Source organism: uncultured Mailhella sp. (assembly GCF_944324615.1).
In the GTDB taxonomy this organism is placed as follows: domain Bacteria; phylum Desulfobacterota; class Desulfovibrionia; order Desulfovibrionales; family Desulfovibrionaceae; genus Mailhella.
This window is the reverse complement of record NZ_CALUWY010000019.1, coordinates 24,880-49,041: the sequence shown is the minus strand read 5'-3', so window position 1 is coordinate 49,041 and position 24,162 is coordinate 24,880. Positions and strand designations below refer to the sequence as shown.

Sequence of the window (24,162 nt, the reverse complement as noted above, 5' to 3'; positions counted from 1 at the left end):
TGGCGTCCCCAGGCGGATTTGAACCGCCGTTGACGGCGTGAAAGGCCGCTGTCCTGGGCCGGCTAGACGATGGGGACGTGCTGCGTTGGTGTTAATTACCGAAACGGCTCGGTGTCGTCAAGCTTTTTTTCCTCATCCGCGCGCTTTTTCCTTGCCTTGCCCGCCTTTTCAAACTCTTCCCAGGTCTGCGGGTCGCGGCGCTGCCATGCGCCTTCATCAAACATCTGCCGCTCTATGGCGGCGGCCGCCTTCTGCAGGCCCGTGCCCGTCAGCGCGGAAACGGGGATGGCGTCCGGCCTGTCCAAGAGCAGGGGCACCCTGTCGTTCACAGGCACGGCGTCCCATTTGTTCAGCAGCGTGACGCGGGGAATGCGCTGAAGCCCCATTTCGGCAAGGATGCGTTCCACCGATTCCATCTGCTGGTCCCTCTCGGGGTGCGAGGCGTCCACCACATGGATGAGCAGATCGGCCGCTTCCAGCTCTTCCAGCGTGGCGCGGAAGGCCTCCATGAGTTCCCGGGGAAGAGAACGGATGAAGCCCACGGTATCGGCCAGCACAAGTTCCCTCTCACGGGGAAAGCGCAGGCGGCGGGTGGTGGGGTCCAGCGTGGCGAAAAGCTTGTTTTCCGCCAGTACGTCGGCTTTGGTGAGCGCGTTCAGCAGGGTGGACTTTCCGGCATTGGTATAGCCCACCAGCGCGGCCAGGGGCAGGCCCTGCCTTGCGCGGCGGGCCCTTGTGTGGAACCTCTGACGGCGCAGTTCCTCCAGATCCTTGCGGATGCGGGTGATGCGCTCGCGGATGCGGCGGCGCTCCAGCTCAAGCTTGGTTTCGCCGCGCCCCTTGTTGCCGAAAATACCGCCTGCCAGACGGTCCATGGAGCGGTGCTTGCCCGCAAGCCGGGGCAGAGAATACTGCAGCTGGGCCATTTCCACCTGAAGCTTGCCCGCCTTCGTCACCGCATGTCTGGCAAAAATATCGAGAATGAGCTGCGTCCTGTCCATGACGCGGCGCTCGGTCAGTTCCGAAAGACTGTTGAGCTGCGCCGGGCTGAGTTCCCCGTCGAAAATGACCACGGAAGCCTGCCCCTGCAGGGCAAGCACTTCCAGTTCGGCAAGCTTGCTGCGGCCCAGAATGTGACGGGGATGGATGGCGGCGACGCGCTGTATCATGCTGCCCGTCACCTTCACGCCCGCAGTACGGGCCAGTTCCGCAAGTTCGGCAAGGTGCCGCTCCTGCACGGCGCGCGGTTCCAGCGAAACGGAAACCAGCACGGCCCGCTCGCCCTCTTCCTCCTCGCCCGTGCTCACGGCGTCGTCGAGAACACGGCCGAATTCCTCTTCCAGCGTTTCGGCCTGACGGGTGAAGTCGATGTCCACCCTGTCCCACGAGAGCATGTCGCCCACGGCATAGCCGGAATCCTCCTGGCCCGGCGCAGGCGGCATGAGGTGCGCGTTCTGGAACATGCCGGGCATGCCCCATTCATCCACGGTGAGCACGCTCACGGAATCGAGGCGCAGAAAAAGAAGGTCCATGAGGTCTTCGTGGGAAAGACCGTCCGGACCCAGATGCGTATGCAGAAGGCGCAGGCCGCGCAGACGGCCCGCGCCCGTACGGACATGGGGAAGCTCGGGGATGAGAATGGAGGAGGCATCGCCCACGATGACCATGCTCACCCTGCCCTGCCTGTCCAGCGCAAGGCCTATCTGTCTGGACAACAGGCGGGAGAGCGCCGCCAGTTCCCGCGCCTGTTCAGGGCTGTAGCCGCCCTGAGGCGCATAACGGCGCTGCCCCAGCCTGTTGAGAGCCTTCAGCTCGCTGGGCTTGAGGCCGGCAGTATTGCCTTCCACCCGGGCGGCTATTGTACGCCTCCGGCCATCCAGGTGGCGATCATGTCGTCATAGTTGGAGGTGGTGCGGAAGGTGGCGGCGGCCATGCGGCGGCGGAAAGCGATGCTCACACCGCCCTTCTCGATTTCTTCCATGGCCTCGGCATAGTAGCTGGGATCGGAAAGCACGAGAATGCTGTTGAAGTTCTTGGAAGAAGCACGCAGCAGGCAGGGACCGCCGATGTCGATTTCCTCCACCATGGCGAGAGGATCAAGATGCTTTTCCAGCGCGGACTTGAAGTCGTAGAGGTTCACCACCACCAGATCGAAGGGCTTGATGTTGAATTCCTCAAGCGTCTTCATGTGTTCCGGCACGTCCTTGTTGGCGAGAATGCCGCCGTGTATGCGCGGGTTCAGGGTTTTCACACGGCCGTTCAGAATTTCCGGAAAGCCGGTGACTTCGCTCACGGCCGTCACGGGAAGGCCCTGTTCCTTCAGGAATTTCATGGTGCCGCCGGTGGAAACCAGCTCGACGCCCTTTTTGTGAAGAAAAGCGGCGAATTCCGCAAGCCCGTCCTTATGCGTCACGCTCAGAAGAGCGCGCTTGATGGGAAGAAAGTCCATCGTAACCCCCTTGATGATATGATTTCATACTGCCAAAGGAGCCGTCAAATGGCAAGCGTCCCGCAGGGGTAAAAATGGGAAAACATACTGGATTCCCAAGCTTTTTTCCTTTTTCCGCCCGTGGCTTCCGTATCTTGGAAGAGGCTTTCGGGCTTCTTCTCCCAGGCTCTTTCCGCGCTTTTGCCGCAAAGCCTTTCCCGCGGCAAAAAGGTCCGGCCGGGCTTTTTCCTTGACAAGGCCGCCCTGCGGACAGAAAACCACTCCGGGCCCTGCGGCCCTTCACCCTGAGGAGAACTGCCATGACGGAATCTTTCGCCGACCTTTTTCTGAAAGCCATGCACTATGAACACTGGCTCCGCTTCTATTTTCTGGAAGATGTGGAGGAGCCGGAACACAGGCCCATGCAGTCTTCCCCGGAACGGGAACTGACCGTGGAATCCATGGATGCCAGGCTTGCGCTTCCCGCCGAAGCGGCCGCCCGCTCCCGTGCGGAGGAACCCGAATTTGCCGGGATCCTCGACGCGCTGCAGGGAAACATCATTTCCATGGAACGCTCAAGGGATGTGATCTTCCACTGGCTGGGAGAGAAAACGGGCGTCATCCCGGGCAGCGCGGAATTTGAAGCGCGCATGAGCGCCCTTGCCGGAGACGCCGCCTTCCGCCGCCGTCTGGACTTCTTCCACGGCTGGGTGCAGGCCCTTGCCAACAACGAAATCGACCTCAGGGGCAACGCCCTGCCCCCGGGTGCGAAGGGCGACGAAACCGTTCCCTCCTTTGCGGAATGGGAAAAGGCCTTCCTCTTCTGGTTCGGCATGCAGAAGCCCTTCGACCTCGGCCCCATGGAAAAATAGGAAGCCTTCCGGGAAGCCCTCCCCGGCGCCGCCGAAAAAGCATAACGAAACACCGCCTTCCCCGTGTGGGGAAGACGGTGTTTTTCTGTCTGTGGAGGAGGAGAGTAAAGCTTACATGACGCCCTGTTCGATCATGCTGTCGGCCACCTTGCGGAAGCCCGCAATGTTGCCGCCCATCACATAGTTGCCGGGCTGGCCGAATTCTTCGGCGGTGTCATGGGCAGCCTTGAAGATGCCGGCCATGATGCCCTTGAGCTTGCTGTCCACTTCGTCGAAGGTCCAGGAGGTCATGCCCGCGTTCTGTTCCATTTCCAGCTGGCTGGTGGCCACGCCGCCGGCATTGGCGCACTTGGCGGGGCCGAAGCAGATGCCCGCCTTCTGGAATTCGGCGGTGGCTTCGAGGGTGGAAGGCATGTTCGCGCCTTCGCTCACCAGGATGCAGCCCTTGGAAAGGAGGTTCTTCGCGTCCGCGAGGGTGACTTCGTTCTGGGTGGCGCTGGGGAAGGCGAGGTCCGCGCCCACGTTCCACACGGGATGTTCACCGGCGGGGTAGTCGGAAGCGGGAATGTAGGTGGCGTCCTTGCACAGTTCCGCATAGCGGGTGAGGGAAGCGCGCTCGCGTTCCTTGACCTGCTGGAGCACTTCCAGATTGATGCCGGAAGGCTGGTAGATGGAACCTCTGGAGTCGGACACGGTCACGGGGGTGGCGCCGAGCTGATAGAGCTTCTTCACGGTGTAGATGGCCACGTTGCCGGAACCGGACACGGCGGCCGTCTTGCCTTCGATTTCCTTGCCGACGGCCTTGAGCATGTTGTCGGCGAAGTACACGTTGCCGAAGCCGGTGGCTTCGGTACGGGCCAGAGAACCGCCCCACTTGAGGCCCTTGCCGGTGAGCACGCCTTCAAAGCGGCTGGTCAGGCGCTTGTACTGGCCGAAGAGGTAGCCGATTTCGCGGCCGCCCACGCCGATGTCACCGGCGGGCACGTCGCTGAAGGCGCCCACATAGCGGACGAGTTCGGTCATGAAGGCCTGGCAGAAGCGCATGACTTCGGCTTCGGACTTGCCCTTGGGATCGAAGTCGGAACCGCCCTTGCCGCCGCCGATGGCGAGACCGGTGAGGCTGTTCTTGAAGATCTGCTCGAAGCCCAGGAACTTCAGAATGCTCTGGTTCACGCTGGGATGGAAGCGAAGCCCGCCCTTGTACGGTCCGATGGCGGAGTTGAACTGAACACGGTAGCCGTTGTTCACCTGAATGCGGCCCTTGTCGTCCGTCCAGGCGACGCGGAACTCGATGAGGCGTTCGGGCACGACGATGCGCTCAAGAATGGCGTTTTCCTCGTACTTGGATTCCTTTTCAAAAAGAGGCTCCATGGAAAGAAGCACTTCTTCCACGGCCTGGAGGAATTCCGGCTGATGAGGATACTTGGCGCGCACGCTTTCCACAACATTGCGTACATAACTGTTGCCCATGACTCGCTGCTCCTTGAAAAATGGAAGGGGACTGTCCCCCGGATACGCATTTCCACTCGCCGTGAGCCTGTAATACATTTTTGTCAAAAACAGGTGTTTCACGGCGTTGACGACTATCGACTATCCCTATTTCCTCCGGGAATCAACTCTTTTTATGACAAAAACGAAATTTTTCATCCTGTTTTATCCGTTGAAATCATTATATTTAACATTTTTGTAAAATTAAAAACATTTTTTCATCATGTTTTTCAGCATGTTACAAAATAACATTTTTGTACTCTTTTTTCCCTTCCCTGCGGCTTTTCCGGGGAAACAGGGAGGCCCGCGGCCCGGAAAGGCGGCGGGCAACGACTTTTTCTCCGCTGCGCTGAAGTGCTTCTGCCGGGAACCTGCGCAGAAAACGCGGCCGATGCGCCGCAAGGCCCGGGAAAAGGGCCTGCCGCACCGTGCTCCGGCAGGCGCCTCTTCTGCAGAAAGGGAGGCCGGAAGTCTCGGAACCTGTCACGGCGCATCCCGCAGGCTTTCTGCCCCGCAGATGGAGGCGGGCACGCATTTCCGGCCTTTTCCCGGTCCCCTCAGCGGAGGAAAGGCCGCCTTTTTCAGCCCCCGGGCAGGCGGAACCTTCCCTCCCGCCTGCAAAAGCGCAGAAAAAACGGCTCTGCCCCGGCGTGCGGCCTCCGCCTCAGAAAATGGGGCATAAAAAAAGCGCCCTTCTCCCTGACAAGGGAAAAGGGCGCGAAAAAAGGCGGAACAGGGCTCAGCGCGCGTTCTTCACGGCATAGAGCAGAAGATTTTCCAGAAGTTCACCGAAGGCGATGCCTTCGGCTGCGGCTTCCTTGGGCACGAGGCTCGCCCCGGTCATGCCGGGCAGGGTGTTCACTTCCAGTACGAACAGCTCGCCGTCCTCCCGCAGGCGGAAATCGGTGCGGCTGTAGCCGGAAAGGCCGAGGCAGCGATGGGCGGCAAGGGCCATTTCCTGCACTCTGGCCGTGACTGCCGGATCAAGAGGCGCGGGGCAGAGTTCCGCCGCGCCGTCGGGCGCGTACTTGTCGTGGAAGTCAAAGAACTCGCGGCGGGGAACAATGAGCACCGGGGGAAGGGCCTTTTCCTCTCCCGGGCGGCCCACCACGCCGCAGGTGACTTCCTGCCCGGGGATGAAGGTTTCGATGAGCACTTCATGCCGACGGGAAAAGAGGGAATCCAGCGCCTTTTCCAGCTCCTCTTCGCTGCCGACGCGGAAGAGGTCGATGCTGGAGCCGCCGGTATTGGACTTGACGAACAGCGGATACGGCAGGGAGCATTTCCAGCCTTCGGCGGGACGGAAGGGCAGAAATTCATAGTCGGGCGTGGGAATGCCCGCGCGGCGCATGAGCGCCTTGCCTGCGGCCTTGTTCAGCGCAAGGAAGGAGCCGGCGGGGCCGCTGCCCTGATAGGGGCAGTGCGCCGCATCGAGCAGGGCCTGCACCAGGCCGTCCTCTCCGGGCTGGCCGTGCAGGTTCAGAAAGGCCGCGTCGTGCCTGCCCGCTTCGCGGAGCAGGGCCTCAAAGCCGTCCGAAAGATCAAAGAGCGTCACCTCATGACCGCGCGCACGAAGCGCTTCGGCAATGGAGGCCGCCCCCTTAAGAGAAATCTCACGTTCCGTGGACCAGCCGCCGGCAACGAGAAGAATGCGCATCTTGTCCATTAAAGAGTTCCTACCCTGTCGAATATGGCCTGCTCCACGGCCTGTACATGAGCGTAATTGCGGGCGATGGTCTCCTCCTTGTCCGCGCTTATGCCGTAGCGGACCAGAAGATCATCGAATCTTTCCCTGATGGAAACCACCTCGGCGTGACGCACGCGCTTGTCGGCATAGGCCACGATGACGGGCAGGCGCATGGGATCGCGCACATCGTCCATGTCACCGCCGCTCCAGGGCCATTCCACATGGAAGAGCACCGCCTGCGCAAGCAGGGGATTGCCCGTTTCCTCCCGTACCCAGGCCGCGCCGAGCTGGGCGTGACTGCCGCCGTGCCGGATGGTGTAGTTCTTGGCGATATCGTGCAGCAGCGCCGCCGCCCGGGCAAGCGGCACCGAAAGCGGACGCCCCGCAGGAATGACGCCCCGTGCAACCGCGCGGGACGTTATTTCCACTGCCACACCGGCCACGGCGCGGCAGTGATCGCGGATATGCGGCGGCATTTCGTACTTGTCCCACAAAAGGGCGCACTGATGCTCATCGGGCACGTTCCAGGAAGGGTCGGCCGGAAATTCAAGTGAAGGCAACATGATGCAACCTCAGGAAAAAAAGGGTCAGACACGGCCGGTATGACCGAAGCCCCCGTCGCCGCGTTCCGTATCGGAAAGTTCCTCTGCCGCAAGAGGTTCCAGCCTGCACACGGGCTGAAAGACGAGCTGCGCCACGCGCTCCCCGCGCCGGATGGAAATTGCCGCGCCGGAAGTATTGAGCAGCCAGACGACGATTTCCCCCCGGTAGTCGGCATCCACCACGCCCACGCCCTGGGCCACGGCAAGGCCCCTGACGGCCCCCAGCCCGCTGCGGGAATAGATGAAGCCCGCCACCGAGGGCACGCCGGGTTCCACGCAGATGCCCGAAGGCACGGCCGCGCGGCCGCCCGCCTCCACCACAAGCTCTTCCTCCTCGAAACAGGCACGCAGGTCCATGCCTGCGGAACCGGGCGTGGCATAGGAAAGACCGCCGCCGTAAAGGGCTGCGGCGTCGCGGAGATAACGGACGAAAACTGTGGACATGCAAAACCTCTCCGGGAAAAATCAACGGCGGTTCCGGCCCCGCGGAGGGGGTCGTGCGCCGGAGGGAAGAGAGAATATCCCGAACGCGTTCCGGGGGCAAGCGCTCCCTCCCCGTCCCCTGCTGCGGGAAGAGGAAAAAACTCCCCCTTTTTTCCTCCTTTTTTTTCAGGAAAAAAAACGTTCGCAAAGCCGCGTTTTTCACGGCCTCCATGTTGTTCTGCAGCGCGCGAAAAAAACTCTCATATAGGCTTTACCCCGTCATATTCTTGACAGAATGCCGTAGTGACACTATCGTCCTTACTTCGTCGTACCCCTTTCATGACGGAACAGCTCCGGTAAAACGTCTTTGGTTGAACCTATATCCACAATCGGGAATTCCCTGAAAAACAAGGTCGTACAATGGCTCGTGTCACTTTTGTCGTTGATGGCGAATTCATGCGCAAACGCATCATTTCGCTCAAGGCTTTTTATTTCGACGGACAGGGCATACGCCGCCACTGTCTCTCCCACCTTGCCCCCGGTGAAACCGTGGGACGTATTCTTTTCTACGACGCTCTGCCCTTCACGGGCAAAGGCGAACATCCGCTGAGCGGCCCCATGGACTTCTCGCAGACGCCGCTCATTGCACGCAAGCAGCAGTTTCTGCAGTCGCTGCGCGTCACGCCCGAAATCACGCTGCGCCTCGGCCGTTCCGCCTGGCAGGCCGGCCAGTGGCAGCTCGACGCCAACCGCCTCGGCGAACTCATGGCCGGGGAAATCAGCGTGAACGACATTGAAGCCGGGGACATCTACCCCGACATCCGCCAGAAGGGCGTGGACATGCTCCTCGGGCTGGACATCGCCGCCATCGCCTACAAGAAGCAGACCGACCGCCTGGTCATCGTGGCCAACGACGCCGACTATGTGCCGGCCGTGAAGCTGGCCCGCGAGGAAGGCATCAAGGTCGTGCTCGATCCTCTGTGGACGCGCGCGGCGGAAGATCTGCGCGAACATGTGGACTATGTGTGCAACAAGCTGCCCCGGCCGCAGCATTCCAATTACCCGCACGGCATCCACATCTTCGACGACCCCAAGGAATACAACCCCTGTCCCGCTCAGGAAGAGCGTGCGGAAGAAGAATAAGCTGTCAGGCCTGCCCGTCCGGGCAGGCCTTTTTTGTTCCGGCTTCTGAAGAAGGAGGCGCACATGTGCGGTATTTTCGGCATCGTCGGTCATGAGGACGCGGCGAGGCTCACCTATTTCGGCCTGTATGCCCTTCAGCACCGCGGGCAGGAAAGCGCGGGCATAGTCTCGTGGAACGGAAAGGAAGGTGCCTGTCACCTGCATGCGGGCATGGGGCTTGTCCCCGACGTCTTCCATGAGGAGGATCTGCGTCACCTCTGCGGTGAAACCGCCATAGGGCATGTACGCTATTCCACCACGGGCAAGCCGCAGCCGCGCAACGCCCAGCCGCTGCTTGTGCGCGTGAGAAACGGCGTGCAGCTCGCCCTCGCGCACAACGGCAACCTGACCAACGCCGCCGCCCTGCGCCGGGAACTGGAAAACGACGGCTGCATCTTCCAGACCACCATCGACAGCGAAATCTTCGTGCATCTCATCGCACGGGCCCTTTCCTCCCACACGCTGGAAGAGGCCATCACCGTGGCCTGCAACAGGGTGGAGGGCGCCTACAGCCTGCTCATCCTGAGCGAAGGGCGCATCTACGCGCTGCGCGATCCGCACGGCTTCCATCCCCTGAGCATGGCAAGACTGGGCGACTCGTGGGTGTTCGCCTCGGAAAGCTGCGCCTTCGACCTGCTGGAGGCGGATTATGTGCGCGAAGTGGAACCCGGGGAAATGGTCGTGGCCGAACAGGGATACCCCACATGCCGGAGCGTGCGCTTCTGCAGCGAGGAAAAGCCCGTGCGTCAGTGCATCTTCGAGCTTGTGTACTTTGCCAGGCCCGATTCGCGCATTTTCGGAGAAGACGTGTACCAGTGCCGCAAGTGCATGGGGCGCAACCTCATCCGCGAATCCATGGCCGACGCCGAATGCGTGGTGCCCTTCCCGGATTCGGGCATTTACGCCGCCCTCGGAGTGGCGCAGGAAGCGGGCGTGCCCTATGAACATGCGCTCATCCGCAACCACTATGTGGGCCGCACCTTCATCCAGCCTTCCCAGAGCATGCGGCAGTTCACCGTGAGGGTGAAGATCAACCCCGTGCGCTCCATGATCGAGAACAGGAGCCTCTATGTGGTGGATGACTCCATCGTGCGCGGCACCACCATACGCACGCGCGTGGCCAAACTGCGCGAACTCGGGGCGCGGGCCGTGCATTTCCGCGTGAGCAGCCCGCCCGTCAAATACCCCTGCTTCTACGGCATCGACTTCCCCTCCCCCGCGGACCTCATCGCCACCAAATATGCTCCGGAACAGATCGCGGCCATGCTCGGCCTCGATTCCCTGCACTATCTCTCGCAGGAAGGACTGCTCGCCTCCGTATCCCAGCCGGACAGATACTGCACGGCCTGCTTCAGCGGCGAATATCCCACGCCCCTGCCTGAAGTACAGGACAAGATGTCGCTGGAATACCACCGCAAGGGCGACGTGCGCTTCGCCCGCTGAGGAACATGGAGATGGAACGCCCCGCACCTTCCAGCATTCCCGCCACTCCCGGCGTCTATCTGTACAAGGACGCCTCGGGCCGCATCATCTATGTGGGCAAGGCAGGCAACCTGCGCAGGCGGGTACTTTCCTACTTCCGCCCGGCAGATCAGCTCACGGCCAAGACCGCAGCCATGATAAGCCGCGCGGCGGACATTGAGTTTCTCAACACCACCTCGGAAAAGGAGGCGCTGCTGCTTGAGGCAAGCCTCATCAAGAAGCACCGCCCGCACTACAACATCTGCCTGCGCGACGACAAGCAGTACGTCATGTTCCGCCTGTCGGAAAAAGATCCCTTTCCCCGGCTGGAAATCGTGCGGCGCATGAAGAAGCGCGACGGCGCGCGCTACTTCGGCCCCTTTACCGCCGGGCTTGCCGCAAGGGAAACGTGGAAGACCATACACCGCATCTTTCCCCTGCGCCGCTGCTCCGACAGGGCCATGAAGAACCGCGAAACGCCCTGCCTCTACCACCACATCCACCTGTGTTCCGCGCCCTGCACCGGAGAAATCACGCCCGAAGCCTATGCGGACATGACGCGCCGGGTGACGCTTCTGCTTTCCGGCAAATCCCGCGAACTCATCGACCACCTGCGCGCCGCCATGGAAGAGGCTTCCGAAGCGCTGGAGTTTGAAAAGGCCGCCGCCCTGCGCGATCAGATACGCGCCATAGAAAAAACCGTGGAAAAGCAGGGCATCGTGCTGCAGACCGGCACGGATATGGACGTGCTCGGTCTGGTGAGCCTGCCCGACGGGCTGGCGCTCGGCGTCGTTTTCGTGCGCCACGGTCTTGTGCAGGACAGAAGCGCCTTCTTCTGGCCCGGACTCGGTCTGGAGGACGCCTCGGAACTGCTCGTCAGCTTTCTCGGACAGTTCTACCATGCCGAAGGCTCCATTCCCTCGCGCATCATCCTGCCCTACCTGCCCTGGGAGGCGGGCATGAGCGGTCAGGCCTTCACCGTGGATTCCCAAAGCGCGCTGGTGACGCCGCAGTCTTCGTCCAGCATGGCTTCTCCCTTCATGGAAGGCGGGGGCTACACGCCCTGCTTCTGCGGGGAGGACACCCTTGCCGCCTCCCCGCACGAAAAGGAGGCCCCCGGAAAGGATACTGAGGCCAGAGGCCCCTCGCTCATGGAAGAAGCCCTCGCCCTGCTCAAGGCGCAGGAACAATCCTCCCCCGCAGAAGAGGAGGCCGAAGGCCGCGAAACGCTGGAAGAGGCGCTTTCCGAACTTCGCGGAGGTCCGGTGCGCATCGCCGTGCCGAGAAACGAGGAGGAGCGGCGGCTCATGGACATGGCCCGCAGCAATGCCCGCGAATCGGCCAGAAACAGGAAAGAGGCCTCGCTTGCCGAAAAACTGGCCGCGGCCTTCCACGATGAAAGGCCCGTGGTGCGCGTGGAATGTGCCGACGTGTCCCATACCGGCGGCGAATCCACCAAGGTGGGCGCCGTGGTGTATGAAGACGGCCGCCCCCGCCGGGAAGACTACCGGGTATGGAATATTGAAGGCGCGGGAGGCGACGACTACGCAGCCCTCACCCTCTGGGCGAAACGCCGCCTTGAACACGGCGAACCCTGGCCCGACCTTCTGCTCATCGACGGCGGGCGCGGTCAGCTCGCCGCCGTGGACAAGGTGCTTCGTGAGGAACTCGCCACGGACGGCCGCCTTCCCTTCCTGCTTGCAGGCATTGCCAAGGCACGCGATGAAAAGGGCCATGCCGACCGCCGCGCGGGCAATGTGGCCGACCGCATCTTCGTGCCCGGGCGCAGCAATCCCCTGCCCCTGCGCGAAGGCTGCCCGGAACTGCTCTTTCTTCAGGTGGTGCGCGACGCGGCCCACGATTTTTCCATAGGCAGGCACCGTCAGGCCCGGGCCAGACATGCCTTCAGCGGAGAACTCCGGCAGCTGCCCGGCATAGGCCCGCACACGGCGCGCCTGCTCTGGGAACACTTCGATTCCGTGGCGGAAATGAAGGCCGCCGGTGTGGAAAAGCTCATGGAACTGCCCGGCATAGGGAAAAAGAAGGCCGAAGCCCTGCGCGAGGCCCTGCAGAAACTTTAGCCGCTGCCTTTCCGTGCCCCTGCTCCTCACGGAAGCGGGGGCCGCGTCTTTTCACGGCGGCCCCCTTTGTCCGGCCGCAGGGCAGACGCTCCGGAGCGGCCGGCCGGGCCGGAAAAAACGAAGGAAAAATCCCTTCTCCGGTTGACGCGCGGCGCAACTTCTGAAAAGGAACAGATCGGACGCCTTAGACGTCCCCCTTCTCGCCACGGAGCACGCCATGGGTTTTCTCCTCGCTCTTCTCTCTTCCGCCGCCTTCGGTCTGATTCCCCTGTTCAGTCTTCCGCTCATGCAGGACGGCATGAGCGCCGCATGCGTGCTGTTCTACCGCTTTCTTTTCGGTTCGCTCTCCCTCGGCGTCATCATCGTGCTCCGTCATGAACGGCTGGCCGCGCCCCCGCGCGAACTGGGCGCTCTTGCCGTGTTCAGCATCATGTACGCCCTGGCCGCCCTGCTCATGTTCCACGGCTTCCATTATCTGCCGAGCGGCGTGGCCGCCACGCTGCAGTTTCTTTATCCGCTCATGGTCATGCTCATCATGATCGTCTTCTTTCATGAGCGCTTTTCCCTCATCACCGCCGCTTCCGTGGCCTTCGCCATACTGGGGGTGTTTCTGCTGGGCGGAGGGGAAGGCGGACATGTCAGCTCAAAGGGCATAGCGCTGCTGCTTGTTTCGGCGCTGTGCAACGCCGTGTACATCTGCGGCCTGCATGTCGCCCGCATACGCAGCATTTCCGGCCTGAGCATCACCTTCTGGGTGCTGTTCTTCGGCATGGCGGCCTCGTTTCTCAACGCCGTGCTCACCGGCTCCTTCACGGGGCTTCACTCCATGCGGGATGCCGGACTTGCCGTGCTCCTTGCCGTCATCACCGCCGCCTTCTCCAACCTCACGCTGGTTCTGGCCATACGGCGCATAGGCTCCACCCTCTCCTCCATTCTGGGTGTGATGGAACCGCTCACCGCCGTCACCGTGGGCATACTCGTCTTTCACGAACCGGCCGACGCAGGCGTGTTTTCCGGCGTGGCCGTGATCTGCCTCGCGGTGCTTCTCGTGCTGGCCGGGCCGGTCATTCTGGAAAGGCTGCACAAAAAAAGCGCCGAACCCCGGAAAAAATCCGCCTGACAGGGCCTGAAAGGCACGGCCCTTCCGGAAGATTCTTTCTCCGCCGCTCTGCAAAAACGGACGCACGCGCTCCCTAGGGCATTCAAAAGGCCCTCCTCCCCGGCCGCCCGTTGAAAGAAAATAAAAAATATAATGTATATCAATAAATTATAAAAACATCACACAAAAACTTCCTTCCGGCATGTTCCCGGTCCTGAGGATTTTCTGTATTCTGTATTCTTTCCCGGCAGATACCGGCTCAGCCTGCGCTTCCGCGCCCGCCCATCCTCAAGCCTGAAGGAGCCTTTCATGCACAGTTCCCGGCGATACGTCCTTCTTGAAGAACGCATCAATCAGCAGGGTTTCGCCGCTCTGGGCGAACTTGCCGAACTGTGCGGCGTATCCGAACAGACCATACGGCGCGACCTCATGAAACTGAGCCGGGAAGGGCGCATCGTCCGCCTGCGCGGCGGGGGAGGAAACATCAGTCAGGATTCTCCTTTTGAGGTGCGCAGAAACAACAACGTGGAAGGCAAGAAGATCATCGGCTCACTTCTGGCCTCCCTCATTCCCAACCGCGCCACCATGTTCACCGGCGGCGGCACGACGCTGGAATGCGCGGCCCGGTACCTTGCCCACAAGGAAGGGCTCTTCGTGCTCACGGCCAACCTGCATGTGGCTCTCGCCCTGCAGCAGTGCAGGCATTCGACCATACTCGTGCCCCACGGCAGGCTGCAGAAGGGCACCCATGCCCTTCTCGGAGACACCATACGCGAGTGCATCGCCCGCTACAGAATGGATTTCTGCCTCATCAGCACCGCCGCCGTCAGCCCTTCGGGCACGTTCTTTGAATTTGACAGCGACATCGCCGCCACCATCGCCGCCATGCGGCAGAATGCCCGGCATACCATTCTTGCGGCGGATCACAGCAAATTCCTCAGAAACGGCGTCGTCCGGGTGGGAAACCTTTCCGACATCGACACGCTGGTCACCGATGTCCGCCCCCCGGCACAGATGTGCAGCCTGCTCGAACAGGCAAACGTGCGCCTGATCTGCCCGTGACAAGGCAGCGCGCAACCATGAGGGGCGGCTCTTTCCGTGCACTTTCCGCACCGGGACCTCTCTTTTTCAAAAAAAAGTCCGCTCTTCCCTTCCGCTTTTTTCTTCACCGGCCGCCTTTCTGCGGCCTTTTCTTTCGGAAAAGCGCCGTCGTCTTTCCCGGAAGGCATGAAAAACGACTCTCTCTTGCATGGGCGTAACCTGCAGCGGCCGCATGTTTCCGGAACGGGACATTGCGAAATAGTTTGAAACGTGACAATGCGGAAGCGTTTTTCTATATACTGAGCGTGTGGTCCACATGCGTGAAACAACCTTCTCCCTCAAAGGAAATACCATGACCAGAAAGCCCATCATCGTCGCCCTTGTCGCCGCCACCTTCGCCGCCAGCATCCCCGTCGCCGCCATGGCCAGCCCCGACTTCCACGGCAGATATGCCCGCGACTGCCGGCGCATGGCCCCCTGCGCAGCCATGCCGAACCTGACCGAAGCTCAGCGGGCCCAGCTGGACAAACTCCATGAGGAACACCGTGCCGCCGTGGCCCCCCTGCACGACAAGCTTGCCGAAAAGCGCATGACCCTGAACGCCCTTTCCCGCAACCCCAATACCTCTCCCGACGAGCTGCGCGCCCTCACGGCCGACATCACCAGTCTGCGTACCCAGATACGCACCGTGAACAACGATTTTGTCGCCAAGATGCAGAAGGAAGGCCTGCCCTGCCCCGGCTTCCGCTTCCACGACGGCTACGGCCCCCGTCATCATGACGGTTACGGACGCCATCACGGCTACGGCATCTGATACTTCGGGAGGCGTTCCGCTCCTGAGCGCCTCCCTTAAACAAGCCGCTCCTTCCCGAACGCCGCCTCCCCCTGCAAAGGCGTGAGGGAAGAGCGCAACGCATATACTCCTCCTCATGAAAAAGGCCTCCCGGCGGAGGCCTTTTTCTTTGCCCGTACTTCATGCCGGAAGCAGAGACGCCGGGCATGCGGACAGGTTCCTGCGTCAGATAAAAAACACAGCGGAAGGGCCTTGCGGAAACGCTTCTTCACGCAGGCCCGGAAAGAGCGGGATGACGCAGTGACGGATACCACATGTCCGCCCCGGCAAGGCCGGAACGGACAAGGCAGTCCCCTGTACGGGAAAAAACGGATACGGCGGAAAAGGCGGCCATTTCCGCATGGTTTCATCAGCCGCAGGAGGAAACGCCTTCCTTCAGGGCCTTCAGCCCGCCCAGAGCATAGCGGAGCATGGCATCCACCATGTGTTCCGGCCTGTCCATGAAGCCCGGCAGCAGCAGCGACTGTATCTTCTCAGGAAAAAGCACCAGCATCATGCAGGGCATGAGCAGCATGGCCGTCGCCTCTCCGGCCCGCCCGGAGTCGGGCGCAAGGCCCGTGATCTCGCAGACAAGGGAACGGATCACGTTCAGCTTGGGCAGCGCCGTATCCACCAGAGAGGCCGGAAGATCGGAAGAGGAGGAAGCCACCTCCCGCAGAAGTACGGGCAGGCCCCACAGTTCCGGGGCCTTCATGGCCGCGCGCACCACAAGTTCAAGATAGGCGCGGAGCTTTTCCTCCGGCGCGCCGCCCGACGCCATGACGGCGTTCAGCTCCTCCAGACTCACAAGCTGGCGATGGGCCTCCACCAGCACTTCCTCATACAGGCCTTCCTTGCCGCCGAAGTAGTAGTTGACGGCCGCGCCGTTCACCCCGGCCCTTTCGCATATCTCACGGAGGGTGGTCTTGAGGTAGCCTTTCTCAGCAAACACATGCCCGGCGGCCTCCAGCACCGTAGTCCGGGTGGAAAGACCGTCCCTGCGGGGCGCGCTGCGCTTTCTTCTGCTGGTATAGATTTCTTCCATCATGAAGCTGACGGTAGGAGAAAAAGATTCAAATGTCAAATTTAAATATAAAATTGAACTTTGTATTTGACTTTTCCCGGAATCGTTCCTACCTTGGGCACAAGGGAGACCCGGAGCGCATGCTTTTCCCTGTCCGATTCCGCGCCCGCCGGGCAGAAAACGGACATGGTGCAACATCTCCTGCGCGGGATGCGCGGTGCAAAGGCCCGCCTCACCGGCGCGGAAGGGGTGCCGACATGAAGAAAGTCCTCATCATTCTCGCCGTTCTCATTCTCGGTGCGGCAGGCTGGTATTATGAAAACGCCCATCGCGCAGACGAAGCGCAGGGCGATCTTGTTCTGTACGGCAACGTGGACATCCGGCAGGTTTCCCTGGCCTTCGAGCAGGGCGGCCGCATCACCGCGCTTTTTGCCGAGGAAGGCGACAGGGTGAAGGAAGGCGCGCTGCTTGCCGAAGTGGACGTGACCTCCCTTGTCCTTCAGGCGCAGAAACTGCGTGCGGACATTGCGGCGCAGGAGCAGAACGTGCTCAAGATGGAGCGCGGAAACCGGCCCGAGGAAATCGCCCGGGCGGAAGCGGCGCTCCGCACGGCCGAAGCCTCTCTGGAGCAGGCCAGGCGCAACGATGCCCGCATTGCCGCCCTGCGGCGTTCCAATTCCGTGAGCACGCAGGAGCGGGAAAACGCGCAGACGGCCCTGCGCGTGGCCCAGGGCCAGCGCGACGAGGCGCACCATGCCCTTGCCCTGCTGCGCGAAGGCTTCCGCGAGGAAGACATTGCCATGGCCAGAGAGCAGCTGAACGCCGCAAAGGCCTCCCTTGCGCTCATGGAGCACAACATTTCCCTGGGCAGGCTGCTTGCCCCCTCCGATGCGCAGGTCACCTCCCGCCTGCTGGAAAAGGGGGACATGGCCTCTTCCGCCACGCCCGTATTCCTGCTTTCCCTCACCACGCCCAAGTGGGTGCGCGCCTATGTGACGGAACCGCAGCTCGGCCGCGTGCGCTCCGGCATGAAGGCGGACATACGCACCGATTCCTTCCCGGAAACCGTGCCCGGCCATGTGGGCTACATCTCGCCCACGGCGGAATTCACGCCCAAGAGCGTGCAGACGGAGGATCTGCGCACCTCCCTTCTGTATGAGGTGCGCATCATTGCCGATGATGAAAAGGACATCCTGCGCCTCGGCATGCCCGTAACCGTGCTTCTGCACGAGGAAGGCGGTCATGGAAACTGACGCGCCCCGGCCCCCGGGTACCCCGGTTCTCCCCCAGGCCACGGGGGCATGTTCCGGCATCTTTCCTGAGCCGGAAGATGCCGTGGTGCGCGCCCGCGCCCTCTGCCGCGTGTTTCAGAGCAAAAAGCAGACCGTAACCGCCCTCCACGCGCTGGATGTGGACATTCCCGCCGGGCGCATGACGGCCCTCGTGGGGCCGGACGGCGCGGGAAAAACCACGTTTCTGCGCATGGCATGCGGGCTTCTCGCCCCCAGTGCCGGATCGCTCTTCGTTCTCGGCCTCGATGCCTCGCACGCGGCGCAGCAGATACAGAACCGCATAAGCTACATGCCCCAGCGCTTCGGCCTGTATGAGGATCTGAGCGTGATGGAGAACATGACGCTCTATGCCGACCTGCACGGCGTGCCGCAGGCTGTGCGGAAGAAGCGTTTTTCCCGCCTGCTGGACATGACCGACCTTGCCGCCTTCACCGCCCGCCCCGCGGGCAGACTTTCCGGCGGCATGAAGCAGAAGCTCGCCCTTGCCTGCACGCTGGTGCGTTCCCCGGACCTTTTGCTTCTCGACGAGCCTTCCGTGGGCGTGGACCCGCTTTCCCGCAGGGAACTGTGGGCCATCATCACCGGCATGGTGGAGGAAGAACACCTCTCCGTGGTCATAAGCACCGCCTACATGGACGAGGCGGAACGCTGCTCCCATGTCATCGTGCTTCATGAAGGGCGCATTCTGGCCCAGGGCTCGCCGGAAAGCCTGCGCAGTCTCACGGACGGGCTCTGCTACACCGCGCCCCTTTCCGAGGGCATGAAGGCGCGCACGCTTCAGGCCTGGCTTCTCGACCGGCCCGCCGCCGTGATGGACGCCGTGCCCGAAGGCAGCGTCGTGCGCTTCGTGCTCACCCCGGAATGCCGGGAAAAGGGGCCTGCGGCGCTCTGCTCATCCGGCGACTCCCCTCTGAGAAAGGATTCCTGCCGCCCCGTCGCTCCCCGTCTGGAAGACAGCTTCATGCTGCTTCTGCGGCACGAAAGCGCCGGGCAGGAAGAACGGCCCGCCCCTGCCGGAGACAATTCGCGCGAAAATACGCCGGAGCGCAGCGCCCCCTCTCCCGCCCCGGGAGAGGAAGCGGAAACCGTCATCGAAGTGCGCGACCTCGTCCGCAGGTTCGGCACCTTCACCGCCGTGGCCAGCACCTCCTTTTCCGTGCGCAGGGGCGAGGTGTTCGGCCTGCTCGGGCCCAACGGAGCGGGCAAGACCACCACGTTCCGCATGCTCTGCGGACTTCTGCCCGCCACCAGCGGACAGCTCTGCGTGGCCGGGGAAAACCTGCGCACCGCCGCGGCCCAGGCGCGCACCCGCGTGGGCTACGTTTCCCAGAAATTTTCCCTCTACGGCAATCTTTCCGTGCTGGAGAACCTGCACTTCTTCGGCGGCGTGTACGGCATAGGGCCCTTTGCCCTGCGCCGCCGCATCCGCGAGGTGCTGGAGGAGTTCGACCTTGCAGGCCATGAACACGACATGAGCGGAAACCTGCCCGGGGGCTTCAAGCAGCGGCTTTCCATGGCCGTGGGCATGCTGCACAGGCCGGAAATCCTCTTTCTCGACGAACCCACAAGCGGCATAGACCCGCTGGCCCGCCGCATGTTCTGGCGGCGCATCACCTCCCTTTCGGAAGAAGGCACCACCATCATCGTCACCACCCATTTCATGGAGGAGGCCGAATACTGCGACCGCATGCTCATTCAGGACGCGGGCCGCGTGCTCGCCCTGGGCACGCCCGGCGAGGTGCGGCATCAGGGGGGCGACGCCCCCACCATGGAAGAGGCCTTCATCCATATCGTGGAGAGTTCCCGCGCGGCACGGGACCATGACCGCACGAAGGAGGGCACGGCATGAAAGCGTTCCTCCGCCGCCTTGCGGCGCTCACCGTCAAGGAGCTGCGCCAGATATCGCGCGACCCGAGCAGCATCATGATAGGGCTGGTGCTGCCCATCATCCTCATTCTCATCTTCGGCTACGGCCTTTCCCTGGACGTGAACAACGTGCCCATCGCCGTGGTCATGGAGCATTCCACCCCCCTTTCCCGCGAGCTGCTCTCGGGCCTGAACGGCTCCCGCTACTTCTCCCCGCGCTACGTCGCCTCCATGCACGAGGCCGAGGAACTGCTCAACCGGCGCGAGGTGGACGCCATCATCCGCACGGCCGGCGACTTCGACAGCCGCTTCAAAAAGGGCCATGCGGAAATGCAGCTTATTCTGCACGGCGTGGATTCCACCACGGCAACACTCATAGGCCAGTACACGAGCGCCGCCGTTGCCCTGCGCGTTCAGTCCGCCCTTGAACGCGCGGGCATGAAAAACGCAGGATCGGGCACAGGTTCCGCCGTGGTGCAGGGGCGCATCTGGTTCAACGAGGCCGCAAACAGCACCTGGTATCTGGTGCCCGGGCTCATCGTCATCATCATGACTCTGGTGGGGGCCTTCCTCACCGCGCTCATCATGGCCCGGGAATGGGAACGCGGCACGCTGGAATCGCTCTTCGTCTCCCCTGTGGGCAGAGCGGAAATTCTGCTTTCCAAGATCATTCCCTATTTTCTTCTGGGCATGGCCGGGCTTCTGCTCTGCCTCGGGGCGGCGCGCTGGCTTTTCGAGGTGCCCATGCGGGGGAGCCTCCTGCTCTTCTTCCTCAGCTCCTCCCTCTACCTTGTGGTGGCGCTCGGCATGGGGCTGGCCATTTCCTCGGTGACGCGCAGCCAGTTCCTTTCCTGCCAGATCGCCATTGTGGTGAGCTTTCTGCCCGCCGTCATCCTTTCCGGCTTTCTCTTCGATCTCAGGAGCGTGCCCCTCGTGGCCCGCATCGTGGGCAACATCCTGCCCGCCACCCACTACATGGAACTTCTGAAAACGCTCTTTCTCGCCGGCGACAACATGGGCATCATCCTGCGCGACTGCGCGGCCCTCATCGGCTACGCCATCCTGTTCATGGGCGTGGCCATACGTTTCACCCGCAAAAAACTGGACTGAGCCATGGACATCATCCTCATGCTCCGAAGGCTCCGCAGTCTCTGCATCAAGGAGCTTCTCATCATCTTCAAGGACCCGGCCAACCGCCTGGTGCTCATCATTCCCGTCATCCTTCAATCCCTGATCTTCGGCTACGCGGCCACCTACGACCTCAACTTCATCCCCTATGTGCTCTGCGACCAGAGCAGAAGCGCCCTTTCCCGCGACCTTGCCGCCCGGCTGGACGGCACGGACAAATTCGTCCGGCAGGCCACCCTCTCAAGCTCCGCCGAGGCGGAGGCATGGATCTACGACGGCAAGGCCCTGCTCGCCGTGCAGATCGGTTCCGACTTCGCCGACCGCATCCTCTCCGGTCAGAACGCCGACATACAGGTGATTCTCGACGGCAGAAACTCCACCACGGCGGCCATGGCCCAGGGCTACATAGCCCAGATCGTCGAGGCCTGGAACGCAGGCCACGGCAACGCCTCGCCGGTGAACCTCGTCACCCGGGCATGGTTCAACCCCCAGCTTGAAACACGCTGGAACATCATGCCCGCCATGATCGGTTCCCTCAGCATCATACAGATCATGGTGCTGGCCGCCCTTTCCGTGGCCCGGGAACGGGAGCAGGGTACCTTCGACCAGATGCTGGTCACGCCGCTTTCCCCGTGGGAAATCCTCATCGGCAAGGCCATTCCTCCCATCGTGGTGGGGCTTGTCCAGTCCTCGTTCATTCTCATCGTCTGTCTGTTCTGGTTCGGGATACCCTTTGCCGGAAGCATTGCCGACCTCTATATCTCCCTCGGCGTGTTCACCCTGAGCTGCGCCGGCATAGGGCTGTGCATTTCCGCCATCTCCCTGAACATGCAGCAGGCGCTCGTGTACTGCTTCGTCTCGCTGCTGCCCATGGTGCTGCTCTCGGGCCTTGCCACCCCCGTGAGCGCCATGCCGGAGGCTCTGCAGATCGCCACCTGCGCCAATCCCCTGCGCTTCGCCCTGGTCTGCGTGCGGAGGGTGTACCTTGAAGGTTCGCCCCTTGCCGACATCGCGCAGAACTTCATCCCCATGCTGGCCGTGGCCGCCGTCACCCTGCCGCTTGCAGGCTGGCTGTTCAGAAACCGGCTGAGCTGAAAAACGGGCAGGCTCCGACACGAAAAACGCCGCTTCCTGCAGGGAGCGGCGTTTTTGTTTCGTGCCCTTCCTTCTGAAGGACGGACAAAGAGGGAAAAAACAGAACGTTACGCCTACTTCAGGCCCGCCATGTGATTGCAGGGGCCGTGTCCCCTGCCCGGAGCGAAACTGTGCCGGAGTGCGAGGTTCAGAAATTCCTGCGCCTTCGTCACGGCCACGCGGAGCGGCATGCCGAGGGCAAGCTGCGCGGCAATGCCTGCCGAAAGCGTGCAGCCCGTGCCGTGGCTGTTCTGCGTATCCACATGGGGCTGACGAAGGGCCACCGGTTCATGTCCCTTTTCCAGAAGCCAGTCGGTGACGAATACGGGACGGCTCTCACAATGCCCGCCCTTCATGAGCACGGCCTTTGCGCCCATGTCGAGAAGGCGCGTTCCGGCCTCGATGACATCGTCGTCGCTTTCTATCTTCATCCCGGAAAAGCGCTCCGCTTCCGGTCTGTTGGGCGTGAACAGCGCGGCCCGCGGCATGAGTCTCTCCTTCAGGGCCTCTATGCCGTTCTCCTCCATGAGCGTATGGCCGCTCGTGCTCACGCATACCGGGTCCACCACCAGAGGGAAGCTCTGCGTATCCAGGATGTCGGCCACGGCATGGATGATGCCCGCATTGAACATCATGCCCGTCTTGGCCGCGTGCACGGTAAAGCCTTCAAGCACGGTATTGAGCTGAAGCGCCACGAATCCGGGTTCGGGAGCGTGAATGCCTGTAACTCCCAGCCCGTTCTGCGCGGTGAGCGCCGTAATCACGCTCATGCCGAAGGTCCGCATCACGGTCATGGTCTTCAGATCGGCCTGTATGCCGGCGCCGCCCCCGGAATCGGAACCGGCGATGGTGAGAACATTGGGCATCTGCTGCATAAGGCGCTCCTTGTTGCATTTTTTCTTCTGCAATGCCCTCAAAAACCGCGCCACGTCAAGCTTCAGCCGCCATGCTGCGCCTAAAGTTCTTGATGGAACGCTTTTTTTTGGATAAAACAAAACCTAATTCTATTTTTTCCTGAAAGGAGTCCGTGGATGCACCGTTTCAAATTCTCCTCCCTTCTCCTTCTGGCGATGCTGCTCGTGCCCAGCCTCTGCTTCGCTGAAGGACAACATTTCCAGCTGCCCAAGGATCTTTCCATCATGTGGGTCGTGCCCTTTGTGTGCATGCTGCTTTCCATCGCCATCTGCCCGCTGGCCGTGCCCCATTTCTGGGAACACCACTTCGGCAAGGTGGCCGGGTTCTGGGGACTTGCCTTCCTCATCCCCTGCGCCCTCACCTTCGGCTTCGGCAACGCCTTCTTCCTGGCCGCCGAAAGCGTGCTGCTTGAGTATGTGCCCTTCATCCTGCTGCTGCTCGCCCTGTTCACCGTGGCCGGCGGCATCCGCCTCAAAGGCACGCTCGTGGGCACTCCCCTCGTGAATACCGCCATCCTGGCCGTGGGCACCATTCTGGCCAGCTGGATGGGTACCACCGGCGCCGCCATGCTCCTCATCCGTCCGCTGCTGCGCGCCAATGCTCACCGCAAGTACCGCGTGCATCAGGTGGTGTTCTTCATCTTCCTCGTGGCCAACATCGGCGGCTCCCTCACCCCCCTGGGTGATCCGCCCCTGTTCCTCGGCTTCCTCAAGGGCGTGAGCTTCTTCTGGACCACCGTGCATCTGTTCATGAAGACCCTGCTCATCTCCGTCATCCTGCTCAGCATCTACTTCGTGCTCGATACCGTGCTCTTCAAGAAGGAAGGCAGCCCTGTTCCCGCCGATGCCGTGGGTTCCAAGGAAAAGCTCGGCTTTGAAGGCTGCATCAACTTCGTGTTCCTCGCCTGCATCGTGGCCAACACCCTGCTCTCCGGCCAGTGGACCGGTCCCACCTTCCACATCTTCGGCGTTCCCATGGAACTGCAGAACGTGGTGCGCGACATCATGTACATCGTGATCGCCGTGGCTTCCTGGAAGATGACCGACATGGGCTGCCGTACCCGCAACAACTTCACCTGGGCTCCCATTGAAGAAGTGGCCAAGCTGTTCATCGGCATCTTCCTCAGCATGATTCCCGCCATCGCCATCCTCAAGGCCGGTTCCGACGGCGCTCTCGCCTCCGTGGTGAACCTGACCATCGACTCCGAAGGCCATCATGTGACCTCCATGTTCTTCTGGATGACCGGTCTGCTGTCCTCCTTCCTCGACAACGCTCCCACCTACCTCGTGTTCTTCAACACCGCAGGCGGCAACGCCGCCCAGCTCATGGCCGACGGCGAAGTGCTGGCCGCCATCTCCGCCGGTGCGGTGTTCATGGGCGCCAACACCTACATCGGCAACGCGCCGAACTTCATGGTGAAGGCCATCTCCGAAGAACAGGGCGTCAAGATGCCCAGCTTCTTCGGCTACATGGCCTGGTCCGTGGGTATCCTCTGCCCCCTGTTCGCCCTCATCACCTTCATCTTCTTCATGTAAGATTGTGGTGAATGCCTGACAAAGGGGCCGCGCCGGTATCCGGTGCGGCCCCTTTTTTTGGCTCAGAAGCGC

At 61.9% G+C, this 24,162-nt stretch carries 20 protein-coding genes and 1 tRNA gene; 12 read left to right on the top strand and 9 right to left on the bottom strand.

The features are described from left to right. The 3 genes from Q0K07_RS06295 to Q0K07_RS06285 form a co-directional block, all read right to left on the bottom strand. Nucleotides 1-77 (bottom strand) — tRNA-Glu (locus tag Q0K07_RS06295). An 18-nt stretch (nucleotides 78-95) separates the two neighbouring features. Continuing rightward, nucleotides 96-1,715: a GTPase HflX gene (hflX, locus tag Q0K07_RS06290; protein WP_294557800.1), complete on the bottom strand. Its 1,620-nt coding sequence runs from the start codon at nucleotides 1,713-1,715 to the stop codon at nucleotides 96-98. Nucleotides 1,716-1,855: 140 nt separating this feature from the next. Then, nucleotides 1,856-2,449, bottom strand: a complete 594-nt coding sequence (locus tag Q0K07_RS06285; RefSeq protein ID WP_294557793.1) for an IMP cyclohydrolase — start codon at nucleotides 2,447-2,449, stop codon at nucleotides 1,856-1,858. A 299-nt stretch (nucleotides 2,450-2,748) separates the two neighbouring features. Between Q0K07_RS06285 and Q0K07_RS06280 the strand changes: the two genes are divergently transcribed. Continuing rightward, nucleotides 2,749-3,300 (top strand): hypothetical protein, encoded by a 552-nt coding sequence (locus tag Q0K07_RS06280; protein WP_294557791.1) that lies wholly within the window; start codon nucleotides 2,749-2,751, stop codon nucleotides 3,298-3,300. A gap of 111 nt (nucleotides 3,301-3,411) precedes the next feature. Here Q0K07_RS06280 and gdhA read toward each other — a convergent pair whose 3' ends face one another. The 4 genes from gdhA to dut form a co-directional block, all read right to left on the bottom strand. After that, nucleotides 3,412-4,770 (bottom strand): NADP-specific glutamate dehydrogenase, encoded by a 1,359-nt coding sequence (gene gdhA, locus Q0K07_RS06275; RefSeq protein ID WP_294557789.1) that lies wholly within the window; start codon nucleotides 4,768-4,770, stop codon nucleotides 3,412-3,414. Between the two features lie 757 nt (nucleotides 4,771-5,527). After that, entirely contained in the window at nucleotides 5,528-6,445 is a 918-nt protein-coding gene (locus tag Q0K07_RS06270) for a D-alanine--D-alanine ligase (protein WP_294557798.1), read from the bottom strand. Between the two features lie 8 nt (nucleotides 6,446-6,453). After that, nucleotides 6,454-7,038, bottom strand: a complete 585-nt coding sequence (locus tag Q0K07_RS06265; RefSeq protein WP_294557787.1) for an HD domain-containing protein — start codon at nucleotides 7,036-7,038, stop codon at nucleotides 6,454-6,456. Nucleotides 7,039-7,062: 24 nt separating this feature from the next. Next, the gene (gene dut, locus Q0K07_RS06260; RefSeq protein WP_294557786.1) at nucleotides 7,063-7,521 is read right to left on the bottom strand and encodes a dUTP diphosphatase; all 459 of its coding nucleotides are present in this window, start codon (nucleotides 7,519-7,521) and stop codon (nucleotides 7,063-7,065) included. Nucleotides 7,522-7,920: 399 nt separating this feature from the next. On the opposite strand from dut, the gene Q0K07_RS06255 reads away from it, so the two are divergent. The 6 genes from Q0K07_RS06255 to Q0K07_RS06230 all read left to right on the top strand — a co-directional run bounded on the left by Q0K07_RS06255 (nucleotide 7,921) and on the right by Q0K07_RS06230 (nucleotide 15,178). Beyond that, a complete protein-coding gene (locus tag Q0K07_RS06255; RefSeq protein WP_294557784.1) occupies nucleotides 7,921-8,643 on the top strand; it encodes an NYN domain-containing protein in 723 nt (240 codons plus the stop codon). Between the two features lie 63 nt (nucleotides 8,644-8,706). Further along, the gene (purF, locus tag Q0K07_RS06250) at nucleotides 8,707-10,125 is read left to right on the top strand and encodes an amidophosphoribosyltransferase (RefSeq protein WP_294557782.1); all 1,419 of its coding nucleotides are present in this window, start codon (nucleotides 8,707-8,709) and stop codon (nucleotides 10,123-10,125) included. Nucleotides 10,126-10,136: 11 nt separating this feature from the next. After that, nucleotides 10,137-12,224: an excinuclease ABC subunit UvrC gene (gene uvrC, locus Q0K07_RS06245; protein ID WP_294557780.1), complete on the top strand. Its 2,088-nt coding sequence runs from the start codon at nucleotides 10,137-10,139 to the stop codon at nucleotides 12,222-12,224. A gap of 217 nt (nucleotides 12,225-12,441) precedes the next feature. After that, nucleotides 12,442-13,344: a DMT family transporter gene (locus tag Q0K07_RS06240; protein WP_294557779.1), complete on the top strand. Its 903-nt coding sequence runs from the start codon at nucleotides 12,442-12,444 to the stop codon at nucleotides 13,342-13,344. Nucleotides 13,345-13,632: 288 nt separating this feature from the next. Continuing rightward, nucleotides 13,633-14,385 carry a DeoR/GlpR family DNA-binding transcription regulator gene (locus Q0K07_RS06235; RefSeq protein ID WP_294557778.1) on the top strand — a complete coding sequence of 251 codons (753 nt, stop codon included), beginning with the start codon at nucleotides 13,633-13,635 and terminating at the stop codon, nucleotides 14,383-14,385. A 331-nt stretch (nucleotides 14,386-14,716) separates the two neighbouring features. Further along, nucleotides 14,717-15,178, top strand: coding sequence for a periplasmic heavy metal sensor (locus tag Q0K07_RS06230; protein WP_294557777.1), 462 nt, complete (start codon nucleotides 14,717-14,719; stop codon nucleotides 15,176-15,178). A 388-nt stretch (nucleotides 15,179-15,566) separates the two neighbouring features. Here Q0K07_RS06230 and Q0K07_RS06225 read toward each other — a convergent pair whose 3' ends face one another. Then, the gene (locus tag Q0K07_RS06225) at nucleotides 15,567-16,280 is read right to left on the bottom strand and encodes a TetR/AcrR family transcriptional regulator (RefSeq protein ID WP_294557776.1); all 714 of its coding nucleotides are present in this window, start codon (nucleotides 16,278-16,280) and stop codon (nucleotides 15,567-15,569) included. Nucleotides 16,281-16,477: 197 nt separating this feature from the next. Here Q0K07_RS06225 and Q0K07_RS06220 point away from each other — a divergent pair, with 197 nt between their 5' ends. Genes Q0K07_RS06220 through Q0K07_RS06205 form a run of 4 tightly spaced genes read left to right on the top strand, consistent with a single transcriptional unit; the run spans nucleotide 16,478 to nucleotide 21,601 of the window. Next, nucleotides 16,478-17,473: an efflux RND transporter periplasmic adaptor subunit gene (locus Q0K07_RS06220; protein WP_294557775.1), complete on the top strand. Its 996-nt coding sequence runs from the start codon at nucleotides 16,478-16,480 to the stop codon at nucleotides 17,471-17,473. Next, nucleotides 17,463-19,361, top strand: a complete 1,899-nt coding sequence (locus tag Q0K07_RS06215; protein ID WP_294557774.1) for an ATP-binding cassette domain-containing protein — start codon at nucleotides 17,463-17,465, stop codon at nucleotides 19,359-19,361. Before Q0K07_RS06220 ends, Q0K07_RS06215 begins: the two co-directional genes overlap by 11 nt. Beyond that, nucleotides 19,358-20,488, top strand: coding sequence for an ABC transporter permease (locus Q0K07_RS06210; RefSeq protein ID WP_294557773.1), 1,131 nt, complete (start codon nucleotides 19,358-19,360; stop codon nucleotides 20,486-20,488). The genes Q0K07_RS06215 and Q0K07_RS06210 overlap by 4 nt, the downstream gene beginning before the upstream one ends. 3 nt (nucleotides 20,489-20,491) lie before the next feature. Continuing rightward, nucleotides 20,492-21,601, top strand: a complete 1,110-nt coding sequence (locus Q0K07_RS06205) for an ABC transporter permease (protein WP_294557772.1) — start codon at nucleotides 20,492-20,494, stop codon at nucleotides 21,599-21,601. 113 nt (nucleotides 21,602-21,714) lie between these two features. On the opposite strand, the gene thiD is transcribed toward Q0K07_RS06205, so the two are convergent. Next, nucleotides 21,715-22,515, bottom strand: coding sequence for a bifunctional hydroxymethylpyrimidine kinase/phosphomethylpyrimidine kinase (gene thiD / locus Q0K07_RS06200; protein WP_294557771.1), 801 nt, complete (start codon nucleotides 22,513-22,515; stop codon nucleotides 21,715-21,717). 195 nt (nucleotides 22,516-22,710) lie between these two features. Between thiD and Q0K07_RS06195 the strand changes: the two genes are divergently transcribed. Continuing rightward, complete coding sequence (locus Q0K07_RS06195) at nucleotides 22,711-24,090, top strand: sodium:proton antiporter (protein WP_294557796.1); 1,380 nt, start codon at nucleotides 22,711-22,713, stop codon at nucleotides 24,088-24,090. The last annotated feature ends 72 nt before the right edge of the window (nucleotides 24,091-24,162 follow it).

Excerpts from the sequence above, each read along its gene's own strand:
- Q0K07_RS06285 (WP_294557793.1), bottom strand. The coding sequence starts at position 2,449 with ATGGACTTTCTTCCCATCAAGCGCGCTCTTCTGAGCGTGACGCATAAG.
- Q0K07_RS06280 (WP_294557791.1), top strand. The coding sequence starts at position 2,749 with ATGACGGAATCTTTCGCCGACCTTTTTCTGAAAGCCATGCACTATGAA.
- gdhA (WP_294557789.1), bottom strand. The coding sequence starts at position 4,770 with ATGGGCAACAGTTATGTACGCAATGTTGTGGAAAGCGTGCGCGCCAAG.
- Q0K07_RS06270 (WP_294557798.1), bottom strand. The coding sequence starts at position 6,445 with ATGCGCATTCTTCTCGTTGCCGGCGGCTGGTCCACGGAACGTGAGATT.
- Q0K07_RS06265 (WP_294557787.1), bottom strand. The coding sequence starts at position 7,038 with ATGTTGCCTTCACTTGAATTTCCGGCCGACCCTTCCTGGAACGTGCCC.
- dut (WP_294557786.1), bottom strand. The coding sequence starts at position 7,521 with ATGTCCACAGTTTTCGTCCGTTATCTCCGCGACGCCGCAGCCCTTTAC.
- Q0K07_RS06255 (WP_294557784.1), top strand. The coding sequence starts at position 7,921 with ATGGCTCGTGTCACTTTTGTCGTTGATGGCGAATTCATGCGCAAACGC.
- purF (WP_294557782.1), top strand. The coding sequence starts at position 8,707 with ATGTGCGGTATTTTCGGCATCGTCGGTCATGAGGACGCGGCGAGGCTC.
- uvrC (WP_294557780.1), top strand. The coding sequence starts at position 10,137 with ATGGAACGCCCCGCACCTTCCAGCATTCCCGCCACTCCCGGCGTCTAT.
- Q0K07_RS06240 (WP_294557779.1), top strand. The coding sequence starts at position 12,442 with ATGGGTTTTCTCCTCGCTCTTCTCTCTTCCGCCGCCTTCGGTCTGATT.
- Q0K07_RS06235 (WP_294557778.1), top strand. The coding sequence starts at position 13,633 with ATGCACAGTTCCCGGCGATACGTCCTTCTTGAAGAACGCATCAATCAG.
- Q0K07_RS06230 (WP_294557777.1), top strand. The coding sequence starts at position 14,717 with ATGACCAGAAAGCCCATCATCGTCGCCCTTGTCGCCGCCACCTTCGCC.
- Q0K07_RS06220 (WP_294557775.1), top strand. The coding sequence starts at position 16,478 with ATGAAGAAAGTCCTCATCATTCTCGCCGTTCTCATTCTCGGTGCGGCA.
- Q0K07_RS06215 (WP_294557774.1), top strand. The coding sequence starts at position 17,463 with ATGGAAACTGACGCGCCCCGGCCCCCGGGTACCCCGGTTCTCCCCCAG.
- Q0K07_RS06210 (WP_294557773.1), top strand. The coding sequence starts at position 19,358 with ATGAAAGCGTTCCTCCGCCGCCTTGCGGCGCTCACCGTCAAGGAGCTG.
- Q0K07_RS06205 (WP_294557772.1), top strand. The coding sequence starts at position 20,492 with ATGGACATCATCCTCATGCTCCGAAGGCTCCGCAGTCTCTGCATCAAG.
- thiD (WP_294557771.1), bottom strand. The coding sequence starts at position 22,515 with ATGCAGCAGATGCCCAATGTTCTCACCATCGCCGGTTCCGATTCCGGG.
- Q0K07_RS06195 (WP_294557796.1), top strand. The coding sequence starts at position 22,711 with ATGCTGCTCGTGCCCAGCCTCTGCTTCGCTGAAGGACAACATTTCCAG.